Origin of the sequence: Dermabacter vaginalis, assembly GCF_001678905.1 — a bacterium.
GTDB lineage: Bacteria > Actinomycetota > Actinomycetes > Actinomycetales > Dermabacteraceae > Dermabacter > Dermabacter vaginalis.
Genome location: NZ_CP012117.1, coordinates 2,131,370 through 2,155,342 on the forward strand (window position 1 = coordinate 2,131,370; position 23,973 = coordinate 2,155,342).

General features: G+C 62.9%; 21 protein-coding genes. 15 read left to right on the top strand and 6 right to left on the bottom strand.

Features of this window, described 5'->3' with window-relative positions; translation table 11 throughout:
- The first annotated feature begins 37 nt into the window (after window positions 1–37).
- Window positions 38–913, top strand: coding sequence for a glycosyltransferase family 2 protein (locus tag DAD186_RS09410; protein ID WP_065248451.1), 876 nt, complete (start codon window positions 38–40; stop codon window positions 911–913).
- Window positions 900–2,201 (top strand): hypothetical protein, encoded by a 1,302-nt coding sequence (locus DAD186_RS09415; protein WP_065248452.1) that lies wholly within the window; start codon window positions 900–902, stop codon window positions 2,199–2,201. The genes DAD186_RS09410 and DAD186_RS09415 overlap by 14 nt, the downstream gene beginning before the upstream one ends.
- On the opposite strand, the gene DAD186_RS09420 is transcribed toward DAD186_RS09415, so the two are convergent.
- Window positions 2,198–3,199, bottom strand: coding sequence for a glycosyltransferase family 2 protein (locus tag DAD186_RS09420; RefSeq protein ID WP_065248453.1), 1,002 nt, complete (start codon window positions 3,197–3,199; stop codon window positions 2,198–2,200). The genes DAD186_RS09415 and DAD186_RS09420 overlap by 4 nt on opposite strands.
- A gap of 151 nt (window positions 3,200–3,350) precedes the next feature.
- Window positions 3,351–4,352 carry a glycosyltransferase family 2 protein gene (locus tag DAD186_RS09425; protein WP_065248454.1) on the bottom strand — a complete coding sequence of 334 codons (1,002 nt, stop codon included), beginning with the start codon at window positions 4,350–4,352 and terminating at the stop codon, window positions 3,351–3,353.
- Window positions 4,353–4,451: 99 nt separating this feature from the next.
- On the opposite strand from DAD186_RS09425, the gene DAD186_RS09430 reads away from it, so the two are divergent.
- Window positions 4,452–5,765 carry a M18 family aminopeptidase gene (locus DAD186_RS09430; protein ID WP_065248455.1) on the top strand — a complete coding sequence of 438 codons (1,314 nt, stop codon included), beginning with the start codon at window positions 4,452–4,454 and terminating at the stop codon, window positions 5,763–5,765.
- A gap of 37 nt (window positions 5,766–5,802) precedes the next feature.
- Window positions 5,803–7,899 (top strand): acyltransferase family protein, encoded by a 2,097-nt coding sequence (locus DAD186_RS09435; RefSeq protein ID WP_082991177.1) that lies wholly within the window; start codon window positions 5,803–5,805, stop codon window positions 7,897–7,899.
- 30 nt (window positions 7,900–7,929) lie between these two features.
- Here DAD186_RS09435 and DAD186_RS09440 read toward each other — a convergent pair whose 3' ends face one another.
- Window positions 7,930–8,250 carry a hypothetical protein gene (locus DAD186_RS09440; RefSeq protein WP_082991178.1) on the bottom strand — a complete coding sequence of 107 codons (321 nt, stop codon included), beginning with the start codon at window positions 8,248–8,250 and terminating at the stop codon, window positions 7,930–7,932.
- Window positions 8,243–9,682, bottom strand: a complete 1,440-nt coding sequence (locus DAD186_RS09445; protein ID WP_065248456.1) for a glutamyl-tRNA reductase — start codon at window positions 9,680–9,682, stop codon at window positions 8,243–8,245. Before DAD186_RS09445 ends, DAD186_RS09440 begins: the two co-directional genes overlap by 8 nt.
- A 58-nt stretch (window positions 9,683–9,740) precedes the next feature.
- Between DAD186_RS09445 and hemE the strand changes: the two genes are divergently transcribed.
- The 11 genes from hemE (at window position 9,741) to DAD186_RS09500 (ending at window position 21,556) form a co-directional block, all read left to right on the top strand.
- Entirely contained in the window at window positions 9,741–10,820 is a 1,080-nt protein-coding gene (gene hemE / locus DAD186_RS09450) for a uroporphyrinogen decarboxylase (RefSeq protein WP_065248457.1), read from the top strand.
- Between the two features lie 11 nt (window positions 10,821–10,831).
- Entirely contained in the window at window positions 10,832–12,271 is a 1,440-nt protein-coding gene (gene hemG, locus DAD186_RS09455; protein ID WP_065248458.1) for a protoporphyrinogen oxidase, read from the top strand.
- 35 nt (window positions 12,272–12,306) lie between these two features.
- Window positions 12,307–13,002, top strand: coding sequence for a hydrogen peroxide-dependent heme synthase (gene hemQ / locus DAD186_RS09460; protein ID WP_065248459.1), 696 nt, complete (start codon window positions 12,307–12,309; stop codon window positions 13,000–13,002).
- Entirely contained in the window at window positions 12,999–14,129 is a 1,131-nt protein-coding gene (locus DAD186_RS09465; RefSeq protein ID WP_065248460.1) for a ferrochelatase, read from the top strand. Before hemQ ends, DAD186_RS09465 begins: the two co-directional genes overlap by 4 nt.
- The gene (gene hemC / locus DAD186_RS09470; protein ID WP_065248461.1) at window positions 14,126–15,070 is read left to right on the top strand and encodes a hydroxymethylbilane synthase; all 945 of its coding nucleotides are present in this window, start codon (window positions 14,126–14,128) and stop codon (window positions 15,068–15,070) included. The genes DAD186_RS09465 and hemC overlap by 4 nt, the downstream gene beginning before the upstream one ends.
- Entirely contained in the window at window positions 15,067–15,819 is a 753-nt protein-coding gene (locus tag DAD186_RS09475; RefSeq protein WP_065248462.1) for a uroporphyrinogen-III synthase, read from the top strand. Before hemC ends, DAD186_RS09475 begins: the two co-directional genes overlap by 4 nt.
- 3 nt (window positions 15,820–15,822) lie before the next feature.
- A complete protein-coding gene (gene hemB, locus DAD186_RS09480; RefSeq protein WP_065248463.1) occupies window positions 15,823–16,833 on the top strand; it encodes a porphobilinogen synthase in 1,011 nt (336 codons plus the stop codon).
- Window positions 16,834–16,856: 23 nt separating this feature from the next.
- Complete coding sequence (hemL, locus tag DAD186_RS09485; RefSeq protein ID WP_065248464.1) at window positions 16,857–18,143, top strand: glutamate-1-semialdehyde 2,1-aminomutase; 1,287 nt, start codon at window positions 16,857–16,859, stop codon at window positions 18,141–18,143.
- A gap of 4 nt (window positions 18,144–18,147) precedes the next feature.
- A complete protein-coding gene (locus DAD186_RS09490) occupies window positions 18,148–18,687 on the top strand; it encodes a hypothetical protein (protein ID WP_065248465.1) in 540 nt (179 codons plus the stop codon).
- Between the two features lie 134 nt (window positions 18,688–18,821).
- On the top strand, window positions 18,822–20,936 hold the full coding sequence (locus DAD186_RS09495; RefSeq protein ID WP_065248466.1) for an NlpC/P60 family protein: 2,115 nt from the start codon (window positions 18,822–18,824) through the stop codon (window positions 20,934–20,936).
- 155 nt (window positions 20,937–21,091) lie between these two features.
- Window positions 21,092–21,556, top strand: coding sequence for a hypothetical protein (locus DAD186_RS09500; RefSeq protein WP_157457129.1), 465 nt, complete (start codon window positions 21,092–21,094; stop codon window positions 21,554–21,556).
- 9 nt (window positions 21,557–21,565) lie between these two features.
- Here DAD186_RS09500 and DAD186_RS09505 read toward each other — a convergent pair whose 3' ends face one another.
- The gene (locus tag DAD186_RS09505) at window positions 21,566–22,711 is read right to left on the bottom strand and encodes a glycosyltransferase (RefSeq protein ID WP_236886247.1); all 1,146 of its coding nucleotides are present in this window, start codon (window positions 22,709–22,711) and stop codon (window positions 21,566–21,568) included.
- A 38-nt stretch (window positions 22,712–22,749) separates the two neighbouring features.
- Window positions 22,750–23,937 (bottom strand): NAD-dependent epimerase/dehydratase family protein, encoded by a 1,188-nt coding sequence (locus tag DAD186_RS09510; RefSeq protein ID WP_065248469.1) that lies wholly within the window; start codon window positions 23,935–23,937, stop codon window positions 22,750–22,752.
- Window positions 23,938–23,973: the final 36 nt, after the last annotated feature.

A 23,973-nucleotide genomic window follows, 5' to 3' on the forward strand; every position in this document is an offset into this window, starting at 1 on the left:
ACTACTGAACCTGCCTCTCAAAATTTTGGAGTTGAACGTGACTGTTGACATCCTGTTTCCCTTTTACGGCGACGTAGCGCTTATGAAGCAAGCGGTGCGCTCGATCATCGGGCAAACCAACCCGGATTGGCGGCTGGTCGTTGTGGACGATGGCTACCCAGATGACTCAATTCCCGGCTGGTTCGAGTCTCTCAACGATTCGCGCATCACGTACATGCGCAATGAGAAGAACCTCGGGGCGAACGGCAACTACACGAAGGCTCTGAGCTTCGTTGAGAATGACCTCGTCACCGTCATGGGTGCCGACGACGTTATGCTCCCCAACTACATTGATTGGTTTGTTCACGCTGCACAGTCCCAGCCCGAAGCACAGATCTTCCAGCCGGGCTGCGTCGTGATTGACGAGAACAACGCTCTCTCGAACACCCTCGTTGAGCGAGTCAAGGACCATTACCGCCCTTCCAAGGCGGGGGTTCTGAGCGGTGAAGAGCTCGCAACGTCAATCCTTCGCGGCAACTGGCTGTATTTCCCGTCCCTCGGCTGGCGAGCAAGCACGATTACGGAGATCGGTTTCCGCAAGGGGCTGAATGTTGTTCAGGACGCGGCTCTCGTGCTTGACGTGGCCATGAGCGATGGCGGGCTTTACTATGATCCGACGGTCGCCTTCATGTATCGCCGCCACGGCGGTTCTGATTCGTCGTGGCGCGCCCTCGAGGGAACTCGTTTTGAGGAGGAGCGCCTCTTCTTCAATCAAATTGCGAACGAGATGACTGAGAAGGGCTGGGCGAAGGCCGCACGAGCCGCGCGCCTGCACGTGTCGTCGAGACTCCACGCGCTCAGGCTTCTGCCTAAGGCTGCCCTGGCCAAGAAATGGCAGGGCGTCAAGAACCTCGCGACGCATGCCGTCAAGTAACGATCAAACGGTCACAAAGCGCGATTCTGCGGCGATCCTTGCCGCTTCCGCATGCGCGGCGGTGTCCGCGCTCTTGGCAACGTGGTTTGCTAACCGCTACCTCGAACCGTCAGAGGTTACCGAATTTCTTCTGTTTTGGTCGGTGCAGTTTGGCATATTTGGCATCGTTGCGGGTATTCAGCAGGAGGTTACTCGTGCTGTGGGAGCCGCCCGCCTTGACCGCAACTCCACAGGTGCCCCCATCGTTTTGGCCGCGGCGACGGTGGGAGGGCTCTGCGCTCTCGCAACCGTTGCGACTTCCCCCTGGTGGGCGAATGCAACGCTCCCCACGAATACCGCCGTTTCGGTCGCGCTCTTGGCTCTCGGTGTCGCGCTCTATGCGTTTCATTCCGCGTTGAGTGGTGCGGCCGCAGGTTCCCAGCGGTGGTTTCTGTTTTCCGTCTTTGGCGGTGGTGAAGCGCTCTGGCGTCTCGCGGCAATGGCGGCAGTGTCGCTCATTTCTGCATCTCTTTTGGGACTCGAGGCGGCCGCGATTTCACCGATTCTTTTGTGGCTAGTACTCGCCCTACTTGATCCCGGGACCCGAACGATCATTCGCTCACGAGCAGACGTTTCATACGGCAGGCTCATGCGAAACGTTTTCATGGCCATGGGCTCCTCAACCGCCTCGGCCGTCCTCATGACCGGGTTTCCGGTGCTGCTTAACGCGAGTGAGAAGGCGTCTCCTGGGTCATACACGTTCTTGGTCATGGGGGCACTGATTTTGGCAGTGTCGATTTGCCGTTCCCCGATCATGATCCCTCTTCAGGCTTTCCAGGGGGTGGCGATTGCGGCGTTTTTGCGCCAGCGTCACCGTCCTATCGCGGCGTTTACTCGCCCAGCCGCGGCGTTACTCGGTGTGGGAGCTGCGGGTGCGATTGCGGCCTTTTTCGTGGGGCCTTGGCTTTTTCTTTTGATCTACCCACCGAAGGCGGGGGCGGAGGGTGCGTATGCCTCTGTGGCAAGCGGTCCTGTTCTCGCTGCGTTGACGTTTGGCTCCGCGATTATGGCGCTCTTGGTTCTCTCCGGTACAGCGGTTCTTGCACTTGATCTTCACCGCACATACCTGGCGGGTTGGGTAGTCGCCGCGGCAGTGACGACAGCACTCTTGTTCGCCTTGCCCCTCAGCATCATTCCGAAGGTTCTTGTCGCGCTTTACTGCGGGCCAGCGGTGGGGTTCTTGACCCACCTGTTCGCCATGAAACGCTCCGCCGGCCGTTTCCGCGCTCGCGTAGCCGAGGCGATCTAGTTAGAGTTCATGCTCACGCCGTAGCGGCGCTTGATGTACGCGCCATAGAGCGCCCTGTAGAGGCTCGGCGAGACCTTGAGCAGTATGGCAGCAGCTCCGAAAACTGGTCGAACTTTAAGACAGGTTGCGGCCTCGCCGAAGGAAATACGACGGCGGATTTCTTTGAGCGCCTCGCTTGAAGTGCTGGACTTCGCGACCAATACCTGTTGAGCGTTATTGAGATACGTCAGAACTTTCGAAACCGTCAGTGCCTCGCGGAGCTTGGGGTCGCTTCGGTACTCGCTAGTCGCTTCAGCCATGAGCGTGGTCAGCTTGTCGCTTTCCTCCACCGGGGTGACCCTCCCCCACGTCAGTCCATCGGTATCGATCGAGTATCGATAGAGCGGCTCTTCTACTATGGAGACCAAGCTCGCGTTCATCAAGGCTTGAAGCACAAAAAGGGCATCTTCCGCACGATGAATCTCTTCCGAGAAACGAAGGCCCCCGGCGATTCGCGCGCGGAAGATCTTGTCCCACAAGAACGGGGTAAACGACCCACTCAACATTTTGATGGCCGCGCGCAAGCCTGCTTGCTGACCTAATTCGGCGGGTTTTCTTAGATTCTCCTCACCGTCGGCCGATATAACCTTGTGGCCGCACGAAACAACGTCGGTGTTCGCCACCTGTGCAGCCTCATGGAGTGTGGCGAGGAACGTCGGTTCGTAAGCGTCGTCCGAATCAAGGAAGGCAATCCACTCTCCGACCGCTTCTTCCAGTCCAGCATTTCGCGCCGCAGACACTCCGCGGTTAACTTCGAACGAAATAGTCTTCACTCGAGGGTCTGGCTCATCACTGAGATAGCGAGCGATTTTTTCCCGTGCATCGTCCGGTGAAGCGTCTATGACGACGATCAGTTCCCAGTCCGCATCGGTCTGAGCTTGCACCGAGGCGATTGCAGAAAGAACTGTCCGGCTGGTGTTGTAGACGGGCATAATGATCGATGTTCGGGGAGTTCTCATCTCCGTGACCGCTCCTTCTTGTCCAACAGAACTATTCCTCAGCCTCCAGGGCTAACGTCGACGCTCTCCTCCACATCGTTATCGTGGGAAGTCGTCGCAGGTACGGCTAGAAGGCCTCCGAGGGTAACGACAAACGCGAGCTCGAACTCGTTTAAACCACGCCGTATTGTTTGCGTGCATAGAGGGCGTACAGCCAACCGTATACGCGAGGGGCACTCTTCATGAGCATCGCAGCAATGGCAAGAGTTGGACGCACCGGCACCGTTCTCACGATTGGTTTGAAGCCGAGTTTTTTCCGCACGTCTTTCATGTAGAGAGCTTGGTCGTCGTCTTTCAGTAAGCGCAGGGCAGCGTGCCCCGCATTCACGTAAGTGTTAATCAAGCAGATCGAAAGCCCGGGCTCAATATCACGAGGGCTTCGCTGACTCCTCAGAACTTCTCGCAGGTAGTCGAGGAACTTTACCGATTCACTCATGGGAGGCACCGAGCTCCACGTGATCGATTTTTCGTTGACGGTGTAGAGGTGCAGAGCGTCCTCGATCACCCGAACGTTGCGCGCCATTCCAAAGACCTTCACGGCATACGCTGCATCTTCAAGGCGGTTGATGATGGGGAACTCCGCCCCTTCAATAGCAGAACGTCGGAAGATTTTGTCCCATGCGTACTGCGAGAGTCGATCAATGAGAAGGAGTTCCTGCGCCTCGCTTCCGCTGTAGATCCCCGCCTCGCCCTTGAGCCGGTCACGCTTGGGCTTTGCGTCGGGCCCTACGACCGTGTGTGCGCACACGACGATATCGACGTCCGCAGAAGTCGCCTCATGCATGCGCTCGAGGAAGTTCGGGCGATATGCGTCATCGGAGTCGAGGAACGCGAGCCACTCACCCCGCGCCTCACGTATTCCCGCGTTACGTGCACCGGGGAGGGTCAAATTAGTGTCGTTCTCAATGAACCGTATCCGGTCATCTTTGCACGAATCGAGGTGCTCCAGGATTACTGCGCGGGCGTTGTCCGGGCTGCAATCGTTCACGATGATCAACTCAAAGTCCGCAACCGATTGAGAGCGCACGCTTTCGATCGCTCGCACCACCGTGGCTTCGGTGCCGTAAACTGGCATGATAATTGAGGTGCGCGGGGCTTCATTCTGCTGAGTCATATGCACGGTCGAGAGTCTACCCGAGCACCGATGGCATGGAGCCAGCGCTTCTCCCCGTCGAATCGCCGCCCTTTCCACAATCTTGCGAGGAGTTCTCCCGTGACAGCTCACGACCATGAGGCCGCATCTGCTTTCGCCACCGACTTGGGCGCATTCGTCACCCAGTCGCCGAGTTCTTTCCATGCCGTGGCGACCGTGATCCGCACCCTCCTGGAAGCTGGCTACACGGAGCTGCATGAAGCGGAGTCGTGGGACGGGATCACCACCGGAAGCCGCTATTTCGTGCGTCGCGACGGCTCCATCATCGCTTTCGACGTTCCGACTGGAACCACTGGCACGACGCCTCTTCGCATTTTCGGGGCGCACACGGACTCCCCCGCACTTAAGCTCAAGCCCAAGAGCTCAATCAGCTCGCACGGCTTCAACCAGGTTGGTGTCGAGGTCTACGGCGGTGCACTTTTCAATTCGTTCCTCGACCGCGATCTGAAGCTCGCGGGTCGCATGGTCCTCGTAAGCGGTGAGGAGGTGCTCGTTCACACCGGGCCGTATTTGCGCGTGCCTCAGCTGGCCGTTCACCTCGATCGGGCCGTGAACCGAGACGGCCTCAAGCTCGATCCTCAAAAGCATCTCCAGCCCATCACCGGGCTTGCGGGCGGCGGCGACCACGATGTGCTCGCTGACCTCGCCGAGATCGCTGGGGTCAACCCCAAGGACATCGCCGGATACGACATCGTCACGGTCGATACGCAAGAGCCCCAACTCATCGGCGCACGCAAAGAGTTCCTCGCGAGCGCACGGCTCGATAACCTCCTCTCGACTTTCGCGGGCATGCGCGCGATGGCCGAGCTTCACAGCACTGAAGGCGCACCCATCGCGCTGTTCGTTGCCAACGATCACGAAGAAGTCGGCTCGGCGAGCCGCTCCGGAGCCGCCGGCCCGTTCCTTGAAGATGTCCTCGCGCGCCTCTACACGGCGCTTGGTGCAAGTGATGAAGAGAGGCGGCGTGCGTTTAACCGCTCGATTGTGGTCTCCTCCGACGTCGGACACTCCATCCACCCGAACTACGCCGAGCGGCACGACCCGGCCAACCAGCCCGTTGCCGGCAAGGGCCCGATCCTCAAGATCAACGCTGATCAGCGTTACGCGACCGACGCTCGCGGCGCAGCGTTCTGGGCCCGCGCATGCGCTCACGCCGGCGTGGCGTACCAGGAGTTCGTGTCGAATAACGCAATGCCGTGTGGCTCCACAATCGGCCCGATCACCGCGACTCGCCTCGGCATGACCACGGTCGACGTTGGTGTTCCCATCCTCTCAATGCACTCGTGCCGCGAGCTTACGGCGGTCACCGACCCCTATGATCTGTATCGAGCCGCGCTCGCCGTGCTCTCCCCCGAGGTTCCCACCGGCTTCTAGTCTCGAGCGGACTTCTACCCCCTAACGAATCGGTTTTATGTCGTCATCTGCAGCATCTGCTCCCACTCATCGTGCGGAGCTCCCGAAGGAAAAGCGTGTTTTTCGCACCGACGTCCACGGATTGAGGGGCCTCGCGGTTTTCCTCGTCGTGATTTACCACGTGTTCGTGGGTCGCGTTTCGGGCGGCGTTGACGTTTTCTTGTTCATCTCCGCGTACTTCCTCACCGGAACGTTCGTGCGACGCATGGAAACCGGAAAACCGATCGCTGCCGTGGGGTACTGGGGCCGAACATTCAAACGTCTGCTACCACCCACCGTGGTGGTGACGTTCGCGATTCTGGCCGCGACCTACCTTTTCCTCCCTGCGAGCACCTACGTGCCGATGCTCAAGGACGCGTTCTTCACCCTCATCCAGGGCGAAAACTGGTGGCTCATCAACCAGGCCACGGATTACTACGCAGCCGACCGCACCGCGGCAAGCCCCTTCCAGCATTTCTGGTCGCTGTCGATTCAGGGGCAGGTGTTTCTTGCCTGGCCTCTGCTTTTCGCACTTCTCGCCCTGGGACTGAAGGCTTTTGAGCGCCGCTTCCCGCCAAAGAGCCAGCACCAGCACAACATTCGCGTGTGGTCCACGAGCGGTATCGCGATCGGCGCCGTCACTCTCGCGAGCTTCATCTGGTCGGTAATCGAAACCGCCGCGGACCAGCAGACCGCGTACTTCGACACGTTCGCCCGCTTTTGGGAGTTCGGCCTTGGCGGGCTCGTCGCGATCGCTCTTCCACTGATTGCTGAGCGCACCGATACGCTCCATCCCCATAGCCCGAAGGGTCGCTCGTGGCGTTTTGCCCTGTCGATGGTCGGCGTTCTCGCGCTCGTATCGATGGGCATGCTCGTGGATGTCGCCGGAAAGTTCCCCGGCTGGCTCGCCATCTGGCCACTCTCGGCAGCCGCGTTCATCATGGTGATGGGCTACAACCCGATTCTCAGTTCGAAGCCGCTCCAAAAGCTCGGTGGCATCTCCTACGGGCTGTACCTCGCTCACTGGCCGCTGCTCGTGCTCACCCTGCAGATTCTTGACATCCCCAAGGCGCCGTTCTGGCTCGGTGTGATCCTCGTGCTCGCAAGCCTCGCGCTCGCATGGCTGATCACGAAGTTCGTGGACACGCCGTTCCGCCGTTGGAAGTGGGCCGGCGCCAAGACGCACAGGTCGGTCGCGGTCGCCCTTGTGACCGTCGCCGTCGGGCTCGTTCCCGTTATCGGTGCCCAGCAGTACCTCGAGTACCGAACGGAACAAGTGCGCGCGGAGGCTTACAAAAACAACCCCGGCGCGCGAGTACTCGCTGACGACTACACCCCATTCGAAGATGCTGATGACTCGGCTCCTGAACTTCCTGGGGCTGCGGGCCTAGAGAATGAATGGTGGTCACTGCCCGAGTCATGTGACGAAATTATTCATGATTCCAACGCACCCGCGCCGTTCGAGGATACGTGCCACGCCCTGCTTCGTGGCGAGGCCGACGCCAATACGATTGTGTATTTCGGCAACTCTCATATTCAACAAACGGCATCAGCTTTTGAGCCCTTGGCTGAAAAGGCAGGGTTTAATTCCGTCGCGCTCGTCAAGAATGGGTGCGCTCCGTACTTCGACGAACCCGACTACTGCGTTAGATTTGCGGAGGAAAGCACAAACGTCATCAAGGCGCTCCACCCGAAAGTGGTCGTGATGGACACGACTTTTATCGACGCAGAGAACGAGGAAAGCATTAAGCCCGAGGTCATCGGAGTTGTTCGAGAGTTGACTGACTCCGGAATCGAGGTCATTGCACTGAGGGACCAGCCCCACCTCGAGGCGAATCTGGTTCAATGCCGAGAAGCTAACCCTGACAACCCCGAGGCTTGCATCGACCGATCGTGGCAGAAGCTTCCCGCCGAGCGCCCCGATCAGGAGTTGGCAGATGACCCGCGTGTCCACTTCGTCGACTTCAATCCCAGCATCTGCCCTGACGGTGAGTGCGTCCCGGCCATTGGCAATGTGACCGTTTTCCTTGACGTCGACCACATCACGAAGTCATACGCCGAATCATTGCAGGACGTCGCGCAAAAGCAACTCGAGGAAAGCGGATTCTCGTTCTAGTTCGCCTACTCCTTGCGAACCGTCAAAGATCTAAGCCGCTTCCTCGATAGCCTCTCTCGCCGCGTCGGCGCGCTCAACGACCTCGTTATCGCCGGACGTGTCGCGCACGCGGCGCGCGTCCTTGGTGAGCTCGTCGATCTGGTAGAGGGCGCTATCGAGAAGCCCCTCGGCCGCGCACAAGAGAGCGAGATCGATGCGTGCGTGGATCACCTCGGGGGCGTCATCCCCATCGACAAGCAGCGCGGGAAGAGAAGCGAACGCACCCGCACTTGACGCGGGAGCCCCTTCGCTGAGAAGCGCTCGAAGGCGCGCCTCGGCACTTTCGCCAATCTCAACGCGGTCATCAAACATCGCGTACTCCCCCGTGCTCGGTTTGGGTGTGCGCCGGCTGCTCTTCTTCGCGCGCCTGGGCGGCTTCCAGATCGCGGCGCATTTGTTCCATTTTCGCGACGCTCATGGGCGGCCGCTCAAGCCCCTCACGCGTGGGATCTGCGGTTTCCGACGCTGGCCGGGCACCATCGACGCTCAACGATCCCGCAACGTCCACCCCAAAGATCGTGTGGATTGCTTCGAGGAACTGATCAGCCTGTCCAGTTTTGGCGAGTTCTTGAGCGCGCACCATCGGGGAATGAAGAAGCTTGTTGTAGACGCGCCCCAGCGAGCGTTGCACCTGTTCGGCGGCGGCTTCGCCGGAGCTTCGGCGCACCTCGTCTACTTCGAGAACGATCATGTCCTTGACGCTTCGGCGCAGAGCGCTCACGGCCGGATCAACAGCACGGATCTGCTGACGCTCCTCGAAACGCACCACCCCCGTATCAATCAGTTCACGTGCGCGCTCGACCTCACCGCGGGCACTCTCGCCAGCGCGGATCGATTCAAGAGCCAGTACACGCACACCCGGAAGCACCGCGGCTGCAGGGTCGACATCGGCGTGGAGGGCCAGGTCGAGGATCACGAGCTCCTCACTCGTGGCACGAGCCTCGAGGGCACGCTCAAGTAAAGGCGGATCGATCACGTGCGTGCCACCGCCGGAAGCCGCGATCACCACCGCCGCACTCGAAAGAGCAGCCTCGAGCTGGTCGGGCGCCACGGGAAGAGCGCCGTGCGAGTCGGCAAACTGGGCAGCGCGGCCACTTGGGGAGTACACGCGCAAGGTTCCGACGCCTCTTAGGTGGAGTTCCGCGCTTGCAACACGCGCGAGAGCCCCCGTGCCAATGAGAAGCGCCTCACGCCCCTCGAGCTCGGTCGTGAACAGATGTGCGGAATCGAGTGCCACCGCGACGGAGCTTCGGCCCGCGGCCCCCACCTTCGTTTTCGATGTGACCTGCTTCGCGGTGCGCAGCGCGCCCTGAAAGAGGTCGTTGAGAAGAGTTGTGGTGTGCCCGGAGGCGAGCGCGCTCGAGAAGGTCGTGCGCACCTGCCCGGTGATCTCGGCCTCGCCGAGCACCTGGGAGTTCATTCCCGACGCCACTTCGTACATGTGACGTGCGGAAATGCTGCCCGCATCCACGACGAGCATGCGCGCAACGTCCTCCGCCGGCAGGCCGCTCGTGTCAGTCACGGCGCGCGTGACGAGGTCGATCGCGTCGTGGAAACGGTCAACATCGGCGTAGACCTCAAGACGGTTGCACGTCGCGAGGCACACCCAGCCGGTGAGCGGCTGCTCGGGATGGGCCTCATTGAGCGCGGCGAGGCGCGCATCGAGGTTCTCGGAGCCTCTAGTGATGCGTTCAAGCCCCTCGAGCCCAAGGTTGTCGTGTGTGGCGCGCAGAGCAATAAGCATGCAGCAAGCCTACGGTGCGGGGACTTCTTTCTCATTGAGATCGGGCACAATAGAGGCGATGACCACGCCACATTCTGAACTGCCACCAGTCTCCTCCGCCGCACGCGAAAGCGCCCTCGTGAAGCGGCTCGCGGGCCGCGGTGCCGAGGTCGCTTCCGAGCCGCCGAGCGTGTGGTTCATGCGCCAGGCGGGGCGCTCGCTTCCCGAGTACCGGAAGGCGCGCGAAGGCACAAGCATGCTCGAAAGCTGCCTCATGCCCGAACTCGTCACGGAAATCACGCTCCAACCTGTGCGCCGACACAAAGTCGATGCAGGCATCTTCTTCTCCGACATCATGGTCCCGCTCAAACTCGCGGGAATCGACGTGAGCATCGAGCCCGGCATCGGCCCCGTGCTCGCCCACCCGATCCGGTCCAAAGCCGACATCGACGCACTCCCCCCGGTCGATGACGTGTACCGCGCCGCCCTCGAGCCCATTCGCGAGGCCGTTCGCCTCACGACCCACGAACTCGACAAGAAGCCCCTCATCGGCTTTTGCGGAGCCCCCTTCACGGTCGCGAGCTACATGGTCGAGGGCCGCCCGAGCCGCGATCACCTCCGCACGCGCGCCCTCATGACCGCCGAGCCCGAGCTGTGGGCACGCCTCGCACAGTGGGTCGCCGACATCTCGGGCGAATTCCTCCGCGCGCAGGTCGAAGCTGGGGCGAGCGCCGTGCAGCTCTTCGACTCGTGGGCGGGGTCCCTCGCTGAAGCGACCTACCGCGCGCACGTCCTTCCGTTCTCGAGGGCCGCACTCGACTACGTGCGTGACCTCGATGTTCCCCGCATCCACTTTGGTGTTGGCACGGGGCACATGCTCAAGGCCATCCACGAGGCTGGCGCAACAACCGTCGGACTCGACCACCGCACCCCCATCCCCACCGCGATTGAAACCCTGCCCGCCGGCACTGCCGTTCAGGGCAACCTCGACCCCGCCCTCCTTTTCTCCTCGGAAGAAGCCCGCTACGCCGAGGCCGCGCGCATCGTGCGCGAAGGCCGCGCGGCAGCCGGGCACGTCGTCAACCTCGGCCACGGGGTGCCACCGGACACGGACCCGCAGGTCCTCACCGATCTCGTGGCCTTCATCCACGAACAGTAGGAGCACTCGGCATGCACACGATCGACACCGTCGTGATCGGCGGCGGAGTATCCGGCCTCATCTACGCCCGCGAGCGCGCCCTCAAGGGCGATCAGGTACTCGTTGTCGAAGCCCAAGACAACGTGGGTGGAGCGGTCTGGTCGCACACGCTTCAAGGAATCGAAACCAACACCGGGGCGGAAGCGTTCGCGATCGGTCGCGACGCGATGCTCGGTCTCGTCAAAGACCTCGGGCTCAAGGATCGCATGGTCGCTCCCGCGACCGGCTCGAGCTTCATCGTGGGCGATGATCGCGCGTACGCCTCGCCCCGCAACGCCGTGTTCGGCATGCCCGCGAAGCCCCTCGCGAAGGATGTGCGCGAGGCCCTGGGATTCTGGGGTGCAGTGCGCGCCTGGCGCGAACGCTTCGTCCCGGCGAAGCGCGCAACGGGAGATGACGTCACCGTCGCGGAGTTCGTGCGGGCGCGCTACGGAAAAGCCGTGCTGGAGAGGCTCGTCACCCCAATCATTCGGGGCGTACACTCGGCCGACCCGGAAAAGCTCGAGCTTCGCGCCGTGATGCCTCGCCTCGCCGAGCGCGTGCAGGAACTCGGAAGCGCCCGGAAGGCCATCGAAGAAATTCTCGACCAACGCGGGGTGCGGTCAAGTTCGGGCTCCGCGGTCCACTCACTCACCCCCTCGATGGCTGAGCTTCCCAAGGCCCTCGCTCGCGACATCGAGGCCCACGGCGGAAGGATCTTCACTCACACCCCCGTGCTCGGGTTGCGCGCCTCAAGCGAGGATCGAACGTGGATCATCACTGCCGCGACCCAGGCAGCGGCCTTCACGCGCGAGTTCAAGGCCCGCACCCTCGTGATTGCTACGGGCCCCGAGTTCGCCCGGCACCTTCTGAGCGCACCGGCACCCGACATCGCAGACCTCATCCCCGTGGCCCCCGCAACGCCCGTGCGGCTCGCAACCCTCGTTCTCGACAACCCGGAACTGAACGCAAAGCCGCGCGGGAACGGCGTTCTCGTGGACCCCGCCGCGACCACGATCCGCGCGAAGGCCATGACCCACGCGAGCGCGAAGTGGGAGCACATCCACCGCGCCGCGGAGGCCTCGAAACCAGGGCGGAACGTCGTGCGGCTCTCCTACAACCCAGACGCCGACGGCTCCTTGCCCGATGCCGAGCGGTTCCCCGAGCTCGCGATCCACGATGCGGCCGCGATTTTTGGCCTGCAGGCGTCGGACCTCACCGTTGCTGACTGGGCCCTCACCGACTGGACCGGCACCATGCGCCAATCCGGTCCCGGCCACACGGCCGCCCTCAAGGCCCTCGCTGAGGCACTCGAAACGCAGACCCGCGGGGCCGACGCTCCCCTCCCCCACCTCGAGCTCACGGGCGCCTGGCGCGCCGGTAACGGGCTCGAAGCCATCACGCGCTTCACGCGCGAGCTCGCCTCACGTTAAATCCACTCAGCACCACAAAAAGAAAGGACCCTCCCATGAGCGAGGACGTCAAGGAACAAATCCGTTTCACCGCCTATTCCGTGTACCGCAAGATCGGCGGTCTCAACGACGAAGGTATCGTCACGCCTGAGCAGGTGCTCGAGGATCTCGAGCGCACCGTCGCCTCCCTCGCGAGCGCCGACGTCGAGGTTCTTGGCTTCTACGACGTTTCCGGTTTCCGCGCCGAGGCTGACCTCATGATCTGGCTCGCGAGCGAGCGCCCCGAAGCGATCCAGGAAGCCCTGCGCCTGTTCGAAAACTCGATCGCCAGCACCTACCTCGAGAAGGAATGGCAGGCCATGGGCGTGCACCGCGGCCACGAGTTCTCCCGCAGCCACAAGCCCGCGTTCATGGAGGCCGATAAAGAGCGCAAGGACTGGATCACCGTGTACCCGTTTGTGCGCAGCTACGACTGGTACCTCCTCGACGAAGCCGAGCGTCGCGAAATGATGAAAGAGCACGGCATTTACGGGCGCGAATATCCGAACGTGTGGGGCAACACAACCGCCGCTTTCGCGCTCGGCGACTACGAGTGGCTCTTGAGCTTCGAGGCCGACACCCTGCCCGAGCTCGTCGACATGATGCGCCACCTGCGCTACACGAAGGCCCGCCTGCACGTACGCGAGGAACTTCCCTTCCACACGGGCCATCGCATCGGTGAACTCGACGAGGTCGTGGAGGTGCTCCTGTGACCGAGGCGGCAGTGACCGAGAACGGCCGCGCCTACACGGCCGTGCTGTTCTCCTCGTTCGGCGGGCCCGAAAAGCACGAGGACGTGATTCCGTTCCTGCGCAATGTGACGCGCGGGCGCGGCATCCCCGATGAGCGCCTCGAAGAAGTCGCGACCCACTATCGCGCGCTCGGCGGAAAAAGCCCCATCAACGAGCAAAACCGCGACCTCATCACCAGGCTCGAGGCCGAACTGAAGCGCCGCGAGCTCGACCTTCCCGTGTACTGGGGCAATCGCAACTGGGAGCCGTACGTTGCCGACACGGTTCGACGGATCCACGAAGACGGCCATACGAAGGTTGTGGGCCTCGTGACGAGCGCGTATTCGAGCTATTCGAGCTGCCACCAGTACCACGAGGATTTTCGCAAGGCCCTCGACGAGACTGGACTGAAGGGCACGCTCGCGATCGATAAGGCCCGCGTGTACTACAACCACCCGGGATTCCTCGAACCCGTCGTGGACGGCGTGAAGAATGCCCTGGAGGCACACCGCGCGCACGGCCACGAGGCCGGTGCCATCGAGATTCTCTTCTCGACGCACTCAATTCCCACGACGATGGCGGATGTCTCGGGACCACGACACACGTGGGAAAAAGGCTCGGGCGGCTGGTACGTCGCCCAGCACGAGGCAGCGATCGAGTACGTGATGAAACGCGTGCGCGAAGAGCTGGGCTCTGCGCACACTCCCGAGAACTACCGACTCGTCTACCAGTCGCGTTCGGGTGCGCCGCACGTGCCGTGGCTCGAGCCGGACATCAACGACGTCATCGATGAGCTCGAGGGACGCTCGGCTGTCGTTGTCGTGCCGATCGGCTTCGTGACCGACCACGTCGAGGTCGTATGGGACCTCCACACGGAGGCGAAGGAATCCGCCGAAAAGAAGGGGCTCGCGTTCATCCGCGTGGCCACGTCCGGAAGCGACGACCGATTCATCGGTGCACTCGCCGACCTCGTCGAGGAGGCCGTGACACCCGGTTTCGAGCGTCGCGCCGTGATCGATGTTCCGGGCGCGCTCGAGAACGAGAAGCGCACCGGTGACTGCGGACTCGAGTGCTGCCTCGTCCGCACCCCGGAGGGCACGTTCGCATGATGCGGCTCGGCACACGCGCCTCGACGCTCGCGCGCACGCAGTCCGCATGGGTGGCCCGCCAGCTCGTCGCGGGCGGCGAGGGGGATTCCGACGGTTTCCAGCTCGTCAACGTGTCCACACACGGAGATCGCGACCGCACGAGCCCGCTCACGCGGATCGGCGGCACGGGCGTTTTCGTGTCCGCGGTGCGCGAGGCGCTCCTCGCCGGTGAGGTCGACGTGGTCGTCCACTCGCTCAAGGATCTGCCCACGCTTCCCGCCGACGGCATTCGCCTCGCGGCGATCCCCGTGCGCGAGAATCCGGCCGACGCGCTCGTGACCCGCGAGGGCGTGAGCGACCTCGCGGCGATCCCACACGGTGGCCGCGTGGGGACCGGCAGCCCGAGGCGTGCGGCGCAACTCATGCTCGCGCGCCCGGACCTCGAGATCGTGCCAATCCGAGGCAATATCGAGACGCGCATGGCTTTCGCCGAACGCGGTGAACTCGACGCCGTTGTGCTCGCCGCGGCGGGCCTTCTGCGGCTGGGGCTCAACGACCGCATCGCCGAGGTATTTCACCCGTGGCAGTTCCTGCCCGCGCCCGCGCAGGGAGCACTCGCGGTCGAGGTTCGTGAGGATCTGGATCCCGAAAGCGCTCTCGCCCTTGCGCTCTCGGCGCTCGATCACGCACCGACGCGCTTCGCTGTGGCAGCCGAACGCGCGCTTCTACGCGCGCTCGAGGCCGGGTGCTCGGCGCCCGTTGCGACATTCGCCGAGGTCACGGATGATGATCGACTCCTTCTCAAGGCTGGGGTATACGGTCGAAACACGACAATTGTTCGCGATATCCACACCGACGAATCGGTGACGGCGGCCTCGGCCGAGGCCGCGGGCAGAGCGCTTGCGGAGGACATGCTCGCCGCTGGCGCCCGAGATCTACTTGCTGAGGAGTGGCTAGCATGACAGCACCCGTTCTTGTGACGCGCCCCGAGGGGCGCGGCGAAGGCCTCGTCGCGGAGCTCAACGCTCGCGGTTTTGAGGCCGTGCATTCTCCGTTCACGGAGTTCTCGTTCGAAACGGACGCCGATCTTCGCGATGCCCTCAGCGACCTTGCCCACGGCGAATTCGATTGGCTGCTCCTCACGTCGGTCACGACCGTCAAAGCGCTTCGAGCGCTGCCGGAATGGTCGGAACTTCCCGCGGTCCAGGAGTTCAAAGCCGCCGCGGTCGGTGAGGCCACGGCGAAGGCCGCACGCGAGGCCGGCCTCGAGGTCGAAACGATCGCTCAGGGAAGCGCAGCCTCGCTCATTGACGTGTTCCCCGTCAATCAGCAGGGTGGCGATGGCCTCGCGCAGCGCATCTTCTACCCCGTGAGCTCCGCGGCCGCACCGCAGCTCGAGCTCGCCCTCCGCATGGCCGGCTACGAAGTTCAGCGCGAGACCGCGTACCGCCCCAAGACCATTCCGCAACCGAGCGAGATCGTGGACAACCTCGCAGCCGGCGGTTTCAGCGCCGTCGTCGCCACGAGCCCCATGATCGTGCGCGCTCTCTCGAAGCTCGCGATCCACGAAGGAACGAAGCTCGTCGTCATCGGAAAGCCGAGCGAAGATGCAGCGATCAGCGTTAATCTTCCGGTCGCCGCAGTCGCAAAAGACCCGAGCGACCGCGCGCTCGCCGAGGCCGTCGCCGAGGTCCTTGGAAAGGAAAACTGACCCATGAGCACCAATGCTCCCCTCCACCGCCCGCGCCGCCTCCGCTCGAGCGGCATGATGCGCCGCCTCAACCGCGAGGTGACTCTTCGCAGCGCCGATTTCATCCTCCCCGCGTTCGTGCGCGAGGGCGCGAGTGAACCGCGAGAGATCACCTCGATGCCGGGCGTGATGCAGCACTCGCTCGACTCGCTCGTCGAGGCGGCCCGCGAGGCTGCCGAACTTGGGCTCGGCGGCATCATGCTGTTTGGCATCCCCGAAAAGAAGGATGCCGTCGGGTCCGGCGCCACCGACCCGAACGGCATCCTGAACGTTGCCATCTCGCGCTTACGGGAAGAGGTCGGCGATTCTCTCCTCGTGATGGCCGATTTGTGCCTCGACGAATTCACCGATCACGGCCACTGCGGTGTTCTTGACGAGCGCGGTGGTGTGGACAACGACAGGACTCTCGAGGTCTACCGCGAGATGGCGCTCGCGCAGGCACGCGCGGGTGCGCACGTCGTCGCCCCCTCGGGCATGATGGATGGCCAGATCGCCGCAATTCGCGACGCGCTCGACTCCGAGGGCTTCACGGACGTCGCGATCTACGCCTACACCGCGAAGTACGCCTCGGCGTTCTACGGCCCCTTCCGCGAGGCCGTTGATTCCTCGCTCTCGGGCGACCGCAAAACCTACCAGCAGGACCCGGCAAATGGCCGCGAGGCGCTGCGCGAGCTCGAGCTCGATCTCGCCGAGGGTGCCGACATGATCATGGTCAAGCCCGGCCTCCCCTACCTCGACGTGCTCGCCGAGGTCGCCGCCGCGAGCCCCGTGCCCGTGGGCACCTACCAGGTCTCGGGCGAGTACGCGATGATCGAGGCCGCGTGCCAGAACGGCTGGCTCGACCGCGAGCGCGCCGTGCTCGAATCACTCCTCGCGTTCAAGCGCGCGGGGGCGGCGCACGTGCTCACGTACTACGCCCCGTACGCGGCAAAGCTCCTCGCAGATCTGCCCCCGCACCTTCGCGAATTCGCCTGATCCCCACCCCTCAGGAGGTTTCCATGTCCACGAACGCCGAGCTTTTCGCCCGTGCCCAGCACTCGATTCCGGGAGGGGTGAACTCCCCCGTGCGCGCCTTCGGGAGCGTTGGCGGCACTCCCCCGTATCTCGTGAGCGGGAAGGGTGCGCTCCTCACTGATGTCGAAGGCACCGAGTACGTGGACCTCGTGGGCTCGTGGGGGCCCATGATTCTCGGCCACGCCGACGAGACCGTCGTCAACGCCGTGACCGACGCCGCCTCTCATTCCCTCAGCTTCGGCGCTCCCCACGAGGGCGAGATTCGCCTCGCCGAACTCGTCATCAACCGCATCCCCGCGGTCGACAAGATCCGCATGGTCAACTCGGGCACCGAGGCAACCATGAGCGCGCTTCGACTCGCGCGCGGTTTCACGGGGCGCGATCTCATCGTGAAATTCGCGGGCTGCTACCACGGCCACGTCGATTCGCTCCTCGCGGAGGCAGGTTCGGGGGTGGCCACGTTTTCGCTGCCGGGCTCGGCGGGGGTCACGGATCCGACGGCCGCCGAAACCCTCGTACTCCCCTACGGTGACCGCGAGGCTGTGCACGAAGCGTTCACCGAGCACGGCGAGAGAATCGCCGCGGTGATCACCGAGGGCGCACCGTGCAACATGGGTGTGATCGATCCGGGAGATTTCAACGCTTTCCTTCTCGAAAAAGCGCATGCGGCAGGCGCGCTCCTCATCGTCGACGAGGTTCTCACGGGCTTTCGTGCGAGCGCTACCGGCGCTCACGGCCTCGACGGTGTGGTCCCGGACCTCGTGACCTTCGGCAAGGTCATCGGCGGCGGCATGCCCGTGGGAGCCTTTGGCGGCCGAGCCGACATCATGGAGCGTCTCTCGCCCCTTGGCCCCGTGTACCAGGCGGGCACGCTCTCCGGAAATCCACTCGCCACCGCCGCGGGTATCGCGACGTTGAGCCAGCTCGATGACGCGCTTTACGCCCAGCTCAACGAGTCGGTCACCACCCTTATCTCTGCATTCGACGACGCGCTGAGCGCCGAAGGCGTACCCCATTCGATCAATCGCTTCGGCACCCTCTTCTCCGTGTTCTTCACGGATCGCGAGGTGCGCTCTTACGAGGAGGCGAAGAGCCAGGACACCAACGCTTTTGCACGCTTCTTCCACTCGATGCTAAGCCAGGGTATTTACCTTCCCCCGAGCGCTTTCGAGGCGTGTTTCGTTTCGAAGGCTCACACGCCCGATATCCTTGATCGCATCATTACCGCACTGCCCGCCGCAGCAAAAGCCGCGGCCTCAACCAAGGAATGACCTCATGAGCGAAACCCAGGATTGGAACGCCCACGGCTACGGCGACGAAGCGTTCGCGGAGTTCCCGCCGAACCTTAACACCGACGCCGCCGCCGCGGCCTTCCTTGCGCGCCTTGGGCTTCTTGGCGCACTCGCGGGCGTTCTGGCAGGTCTTGCCGCCTCACAAATCACGTGGTGGCTTTCGCTTGGGCTTTTCCTCACGTGGGTGATTGGCGTGATCGCGGCAGGGTGCATCGCCGGCGTCGCCTCAAAGAAACATCGCGCGGGAGTGGGGTATCCCGCGGATGGAGAGGCATGGCTTCGCACTTTCGCGCGCACCTTTATGGTCGTTGGCATCGTGCTCGGCGTCGTCACCGTCGGAATTGCCACGGCGCTCGCCTTCGCCTTGCGACCCGGCGCGAACGCCGCGGCAGCTGAAGCCGCGACTTCCGCGAACTTCACCCCCGCGATCCTCCTGGGCATCGTGTCGATCCTCGCGATCGCAGGGATGCGGTGGATCGCCTCAACGCGCACGGCCTGGCTGCTCTACGGCGCCAAGAGGTAGCTCAGATCACACTTGAGCACTTGCTGCATTACAATATTATTACGATTGTGACGAAAGGCTTCTTCGGGGACCATCGGTCCGCATAACTGACCTAAGCTGAGGGCGTTCCATTCCTCTCGCGTGAGGCTGCTGCCATGTATCCCCTCTCCTCTCTTACCGGCCGACGCATCTCGGCTGCCCTTCTCGCCGCCGGCGTCACCTTCACCCCGCTCGCCGTGCAGGCTTCCCCCTCCGATCCAACCGACGAACCGACCCTCTCGACGACCGAGGCCCCCTCAGAACCGGCCCCCTCTGAAACCCCTGTTGAGGAAACCCCGGCCGCTCAAACTCCCGGCACGGAGGCTCCCAGCGAAAACAACACCGACGCGCCGCTCGAGGCCCCTACGTCCACGGACGAAACCCCGGCCCCTGCGCCTCGCGAATCGGCACCCGCCCCACGCGACTCCACAACCACCTCCGTGGAGGAATCCACCACCGATGCGCCCGCAGAGAAGCCCGCGTCGAGCATCCGAACCTTCAGCGCGACCCCCGAAAGCACGCCACGCTTCGCCATCGTCGGCGCGATGCGCGGCTACTGGGACGAGGCCGGTGGCGCGGATTCTTGGATTGGTAACCCCACGTCCAACGAGCAAAAACTCAACGGCGGTGGCTACGTCCAGCACTTCGAGAATGCCGACCTCTACTGGTCCCCGGGCAACGGTGGAGCACACGCCGTCAACCGCGGTGGAGGTTTCGAAACGTTCTGGAAGCGCAGCGGTCATACGCGCGGATGGCTGGGGTACCCCTCGACCGATGAGATTCGAGTGCCCGGCGGCGTTACGCAAAAATTCACGGGCGGAACCCTGTACTTCGACTTTGCCACGAAGAATGTGTGGGTCACCAAGGGCGGCATCGGTGACCACTACGAGTCACTGGGTGGGGCGCGCAGCTGGCTCGGCCTGCCCACGGGGAACGAAACCAAGACTCGAGGCGGCTATTATCAGCGCTTCCAAAACGGACACGTGTACTACTCGGGGCGCCCAGGTGCGCATGCCATTTCCCACAAGGGTGCAATTTTCGGCATCTGGGGTCGCAACGGTTACGAACGCGGCGAACTTGGCTTCCCCACGTCCGAAGAGTACTCGGTACGCGGCGGCCGAGCGCAAAACTTCCAAAACGGCACGATCTATTGGAATTCGCGCAACGGCATCACCGAGGTCACCAAGCATGCCATCCACGCGAACTACGTAAAACTGGGTGGGCCGAAGAGCGCCTTTGGGCTGCCTCGCACCGGTGAAATCACCCTCAACAATGGAGTGGTGATCCAGTACTTCGAGAACGGGCAGATGTACTGGCATCCGCGCACGGGCGCCTACGGCGTCCATTCGGGCATGCTCAACCAGTACGCCAAGCGCGGCTTTGAGCGGGGCTTCCTCGGCCTTCCCACCTCGAACGAGTACACCTACAAGGGGCAGTTCCGCCAAAACTTCGAGAACGGAGTTCTGTACTGGACGCGTTCGAATGGCACAGGGGTCGTGGGCTGGGAGCCCGCGAATCCCTACTACTTCGGCCCCACGAATAATCCCACGACCTCTCGCGGCGGGCACAACCTCACCAAGGGCTGGAACGGCGTTCGCGTAGCCGCTGTCCAAAAACGCCTCGGGATCTACTCAAATGGCCACAGTGCAACGATGAACGCGAAAACGATCGGAGCCGTCAAGTCTTGGCAGCGCAAGCGAGGTCTGCCCGTCACCGGTGTCGTGGATAAGCGCACGTGGGATTCGCTAGGCACTGGCGTGAGCTGGTACGCGGATGGCTTCACAGTGAAACCCAAGGTAGGCATCACTGCAAGCCGTCAAGAGCGCATCGACACCATGGTGAATTTTGCGCGTTCGCAGGTAGGCTCGCCCTACACTTGGGGCGGTGCCGGCGGCTACACACTAGGCTACGACTGCTCAGGCATCGCTATCCAGGCAATGAATGCCGCCGGTCTCGAGACGGGGGTAACGCCCGAACAACATGCCGGTGCAAACTGGCTCTCAACGCACTACTTCTACAACTCCAAGAAGTTCCGCAAGGTGCCAATCTCGCAGATTCAGCGCGGCGACTGGATCTTCTACCGAGACTCCGGCGGCACCATCCGTCACATGACGATGTATCTGGGCAATGGTCAGATGCTGCATTCCTGGGGTCCTGGCGTTCACATTCGCTCGTACACCCGGAACCTTCCCGGTCGCAAGGCTGACCCGTACGTTCTGAGGCCCTTCTAGTGCAACAGGTGACTCGCCGGGTCGTGTGCGCAACGGCCGCCCTGCTCGTAAGCGCTTGCGCAGCGTGCTCGGGCGGCTCCGCACCCGAACCGGGTTCGCGTTCCGAAAGCGCCACGGCAACACAAAGCGCTACGACTATCCCCGAAGAGGGGCGCGTGAGCGAATCCGAAGCGTCGCCAGGGGACGGATACGTGCCCTCAAAAGCTGACCCAGACGGAAAGTTTGACGAGTCACTCTTCACGCCCGAGGCCGCGAGCCTGCCCGGCTCTCGCACACAGGACACCCCTGAAATGTGGGAAACCTACGCGACAGCCGGTGCGCACATGTATGAGGAGGACTCCACCGGGCGCGGCACCTTCCCCGAAGGTGTTCTCGACATGGAAAAGGACCCGGCAGGTGACGGCTCGGCGTACATGAAAGCGTTCGGTGAGGTGATCTCCGACGTCGAGACGAGTGCTGATCGAGCGGCTGCAAGCCCAAATGACCCTGAGGCGACGATCGTAAACCGCTATGAGCAGTCAGTGTTGATCCGCATCCTCAAAGACGATGCCGGTGCGAGCTACGTCGTGGCTCAGAGCACCGACACACAGCACGTCATCACCTACGCCGCCAAGATCTAGCGCTACCTGCTATCGACCCGCGATCGCGCGGCGGTAAAGATCCACGAAGTCCTCGCTCGCGGCTACCCACGAGTGCTTTTCAGCCTCGCGTCGCGCTGCGGCTGCCACGGACGCTCTTAGCTCCACGCCTCTTTTTCCCGCGAGTACATTGAGCCTCTGCTCGAGTTCAGTTTCGCTGCCGAAGAGGAAACCCGTTTCACCGTCAACGATTTGCTCCATCGTGGGGCCGGAGCGAGCCGCGAGGGGCGGAAGGCCCGAAGCCATCGCTTCGAGGAGGACAAGGCCAAGCGTCTCGGTCACGGAGGGGAATACGAACAGGTCGTGGTCGCGGTAGGTTTGCGCGAGAGCCTCACCGCGGAGAACTCCTGCGAACTGTGTGCGGGTGCCGCGGTACTCACGCTCAAGAGTGGCGCGCTGCGGCCCCTCGCCCACGATCGTCAATTCCAGGTCATTGCGGCGGCGCATGAGGGGCACGAGTCGAATCAGATCTTTCTCGGCGGCGAGACGCCCCACGAAAAGCAGCTTCAACCTGCCTTGTCTGTCGCCATGTGGCGGGGCTAGCGTCGGACTCTCCGCCGGATGAAAAAGCCGCGTGTCCACGGCCCTGCGCACGACCTCGACGTGCTCAAGCCCCATCGAAAGAGCTTCCTCGCGCATCGCTTCGCTCGTAACGGCGTTGACGGCGGCACCGCGGTGGAGGCGCCGAGTTGCCTGTGCGATGATCGGCGCGCTCCACGCCCACCCGCGATATCGGGAAAGATATGCAGGAAGATTCGTGTGGTAGCTCGCGACAAGCGGAATCCGGTACCGCCGCGCCGCGCGGACGGCTGTCTGGCCGAGCAGGATCGGCTGCGCGGCATGGATAACGTCGGGGCGAAACTCCCGCACGACCCGCTCGGTGAGGCGGTGTGCGGAAGGGGTGGGGAGCGACCAGGGCCGGCTCGGGTAGAACGGCACGTGCACGGTTCGGGCACCGTGAATGGGAGCGCTCAGGCCCCGGCGCAGCTTCGTGGATTCCGACGCCACCTGGTATTTCTCGACGCCGAGCCCCGGCGCGATGATCTCCACCTCGTGTCCCTCGGTGAGGAGGTGATCAACGAGGTGGGTTAGGCGCGTGACGACCCCGTCGACGCTCGGCACGAATGTCTCGGTCACGAGGAGAACCTTGAGTGGTGCCTCGCCAGCCCAGAGGTTTACTTGCGCCACGTGACGCCCGGGAGGATCAACTCGTTCTTCACGCGGTCGGTGTGAGAGCGGGCTGACTCGAGGATCTCCACGAGCACGCTCTCGGTAAGAAGGTGCGGCTCGAGGCCCAGATCGATAAGGCGCGTATTCACCGCGTTGAAGTAGTGGTGGTATTTTTCCACGCGCGGGTTCTCGAGGTGGTCGATCCGTGCATCGATGCCGAGTTGCGCGGCTGCCGAGACGACCTTGACGGCGAGTTCCTCAACGCTGAATGACTCCGTGAACTGGTTGAACACGCGGAACTCACCGGGCGCCGCGGGGTTCGTGCACGCGAGTTCGATGCATCGCACGGTGTCCTCGATATTGAGGTACGCACGAGTTTGGGAGCCCTCCCCGTACACCGTGAGGGGGTGGCCGACCGCGGCCTGAATCAGGAAGCGATTGAGCGCTGTACCGTACACCGCGTCGTAGTCGAAGCGATTCACGAGGCGAGGATCCATGCGGGTCTCATTCGTGTGGAGCCCATAAACGATGCCCTGGTTGAGGTCGGTCGCGGCGATATTCCAGATCTTGCACGCGAACATGATGTTGTCGCTATCGTGCACCTTCGAGAGGTGGTAGAAGCTGCCCGGCTGCTTCGGAAACGGCAGGCGGTCCTTGCGGCCGCGGTGTTCGATCTCGATGAAGCCTTCCTCAATGTCGATATTGGGCTGGCCGTACTCGCCCATCGTTCCGAGCTTCACGAGATGACATTCTGGAGCACAGTCGCGGATCGCCCACAGAACGTTGAGCGTCCCCTCGACGTTGGTGCGCTGCGTGTAAATGGCGTGCTCGCGGTCGATCATCGAATACGGGGCACTGCGCTGCTCGGCGAAGTGCACGAAGGCCTCGGGTTGCACCTCGGTGACGACTGCGCGCAAGAAGTCGTAGTCGCCAAGATCGCCGATCCGTACGTCGATACTCGATCCCGAGATCTCCTTCCATGCGGCGACGCGCTGCTCGAGAGGGAGAATCGGAGTCACCGAGTTCGAGCCGAGTTCGTCATCGATATCGCGCCGCACGAGGGAGTCAATAATCGTGACCTCGTGTCCCTGCTTCGAGAGGTGCAGCGCCGTGGGCCAGCCGCAAAAACCGTCACCGCCTGCGACAATAATGCGGAGCCCACGTTTCGTACCCTGATCGCTAGCCTGCTGCACTGCCCGTTCCTCTCACTTCGTGTCGTTACTCCACAA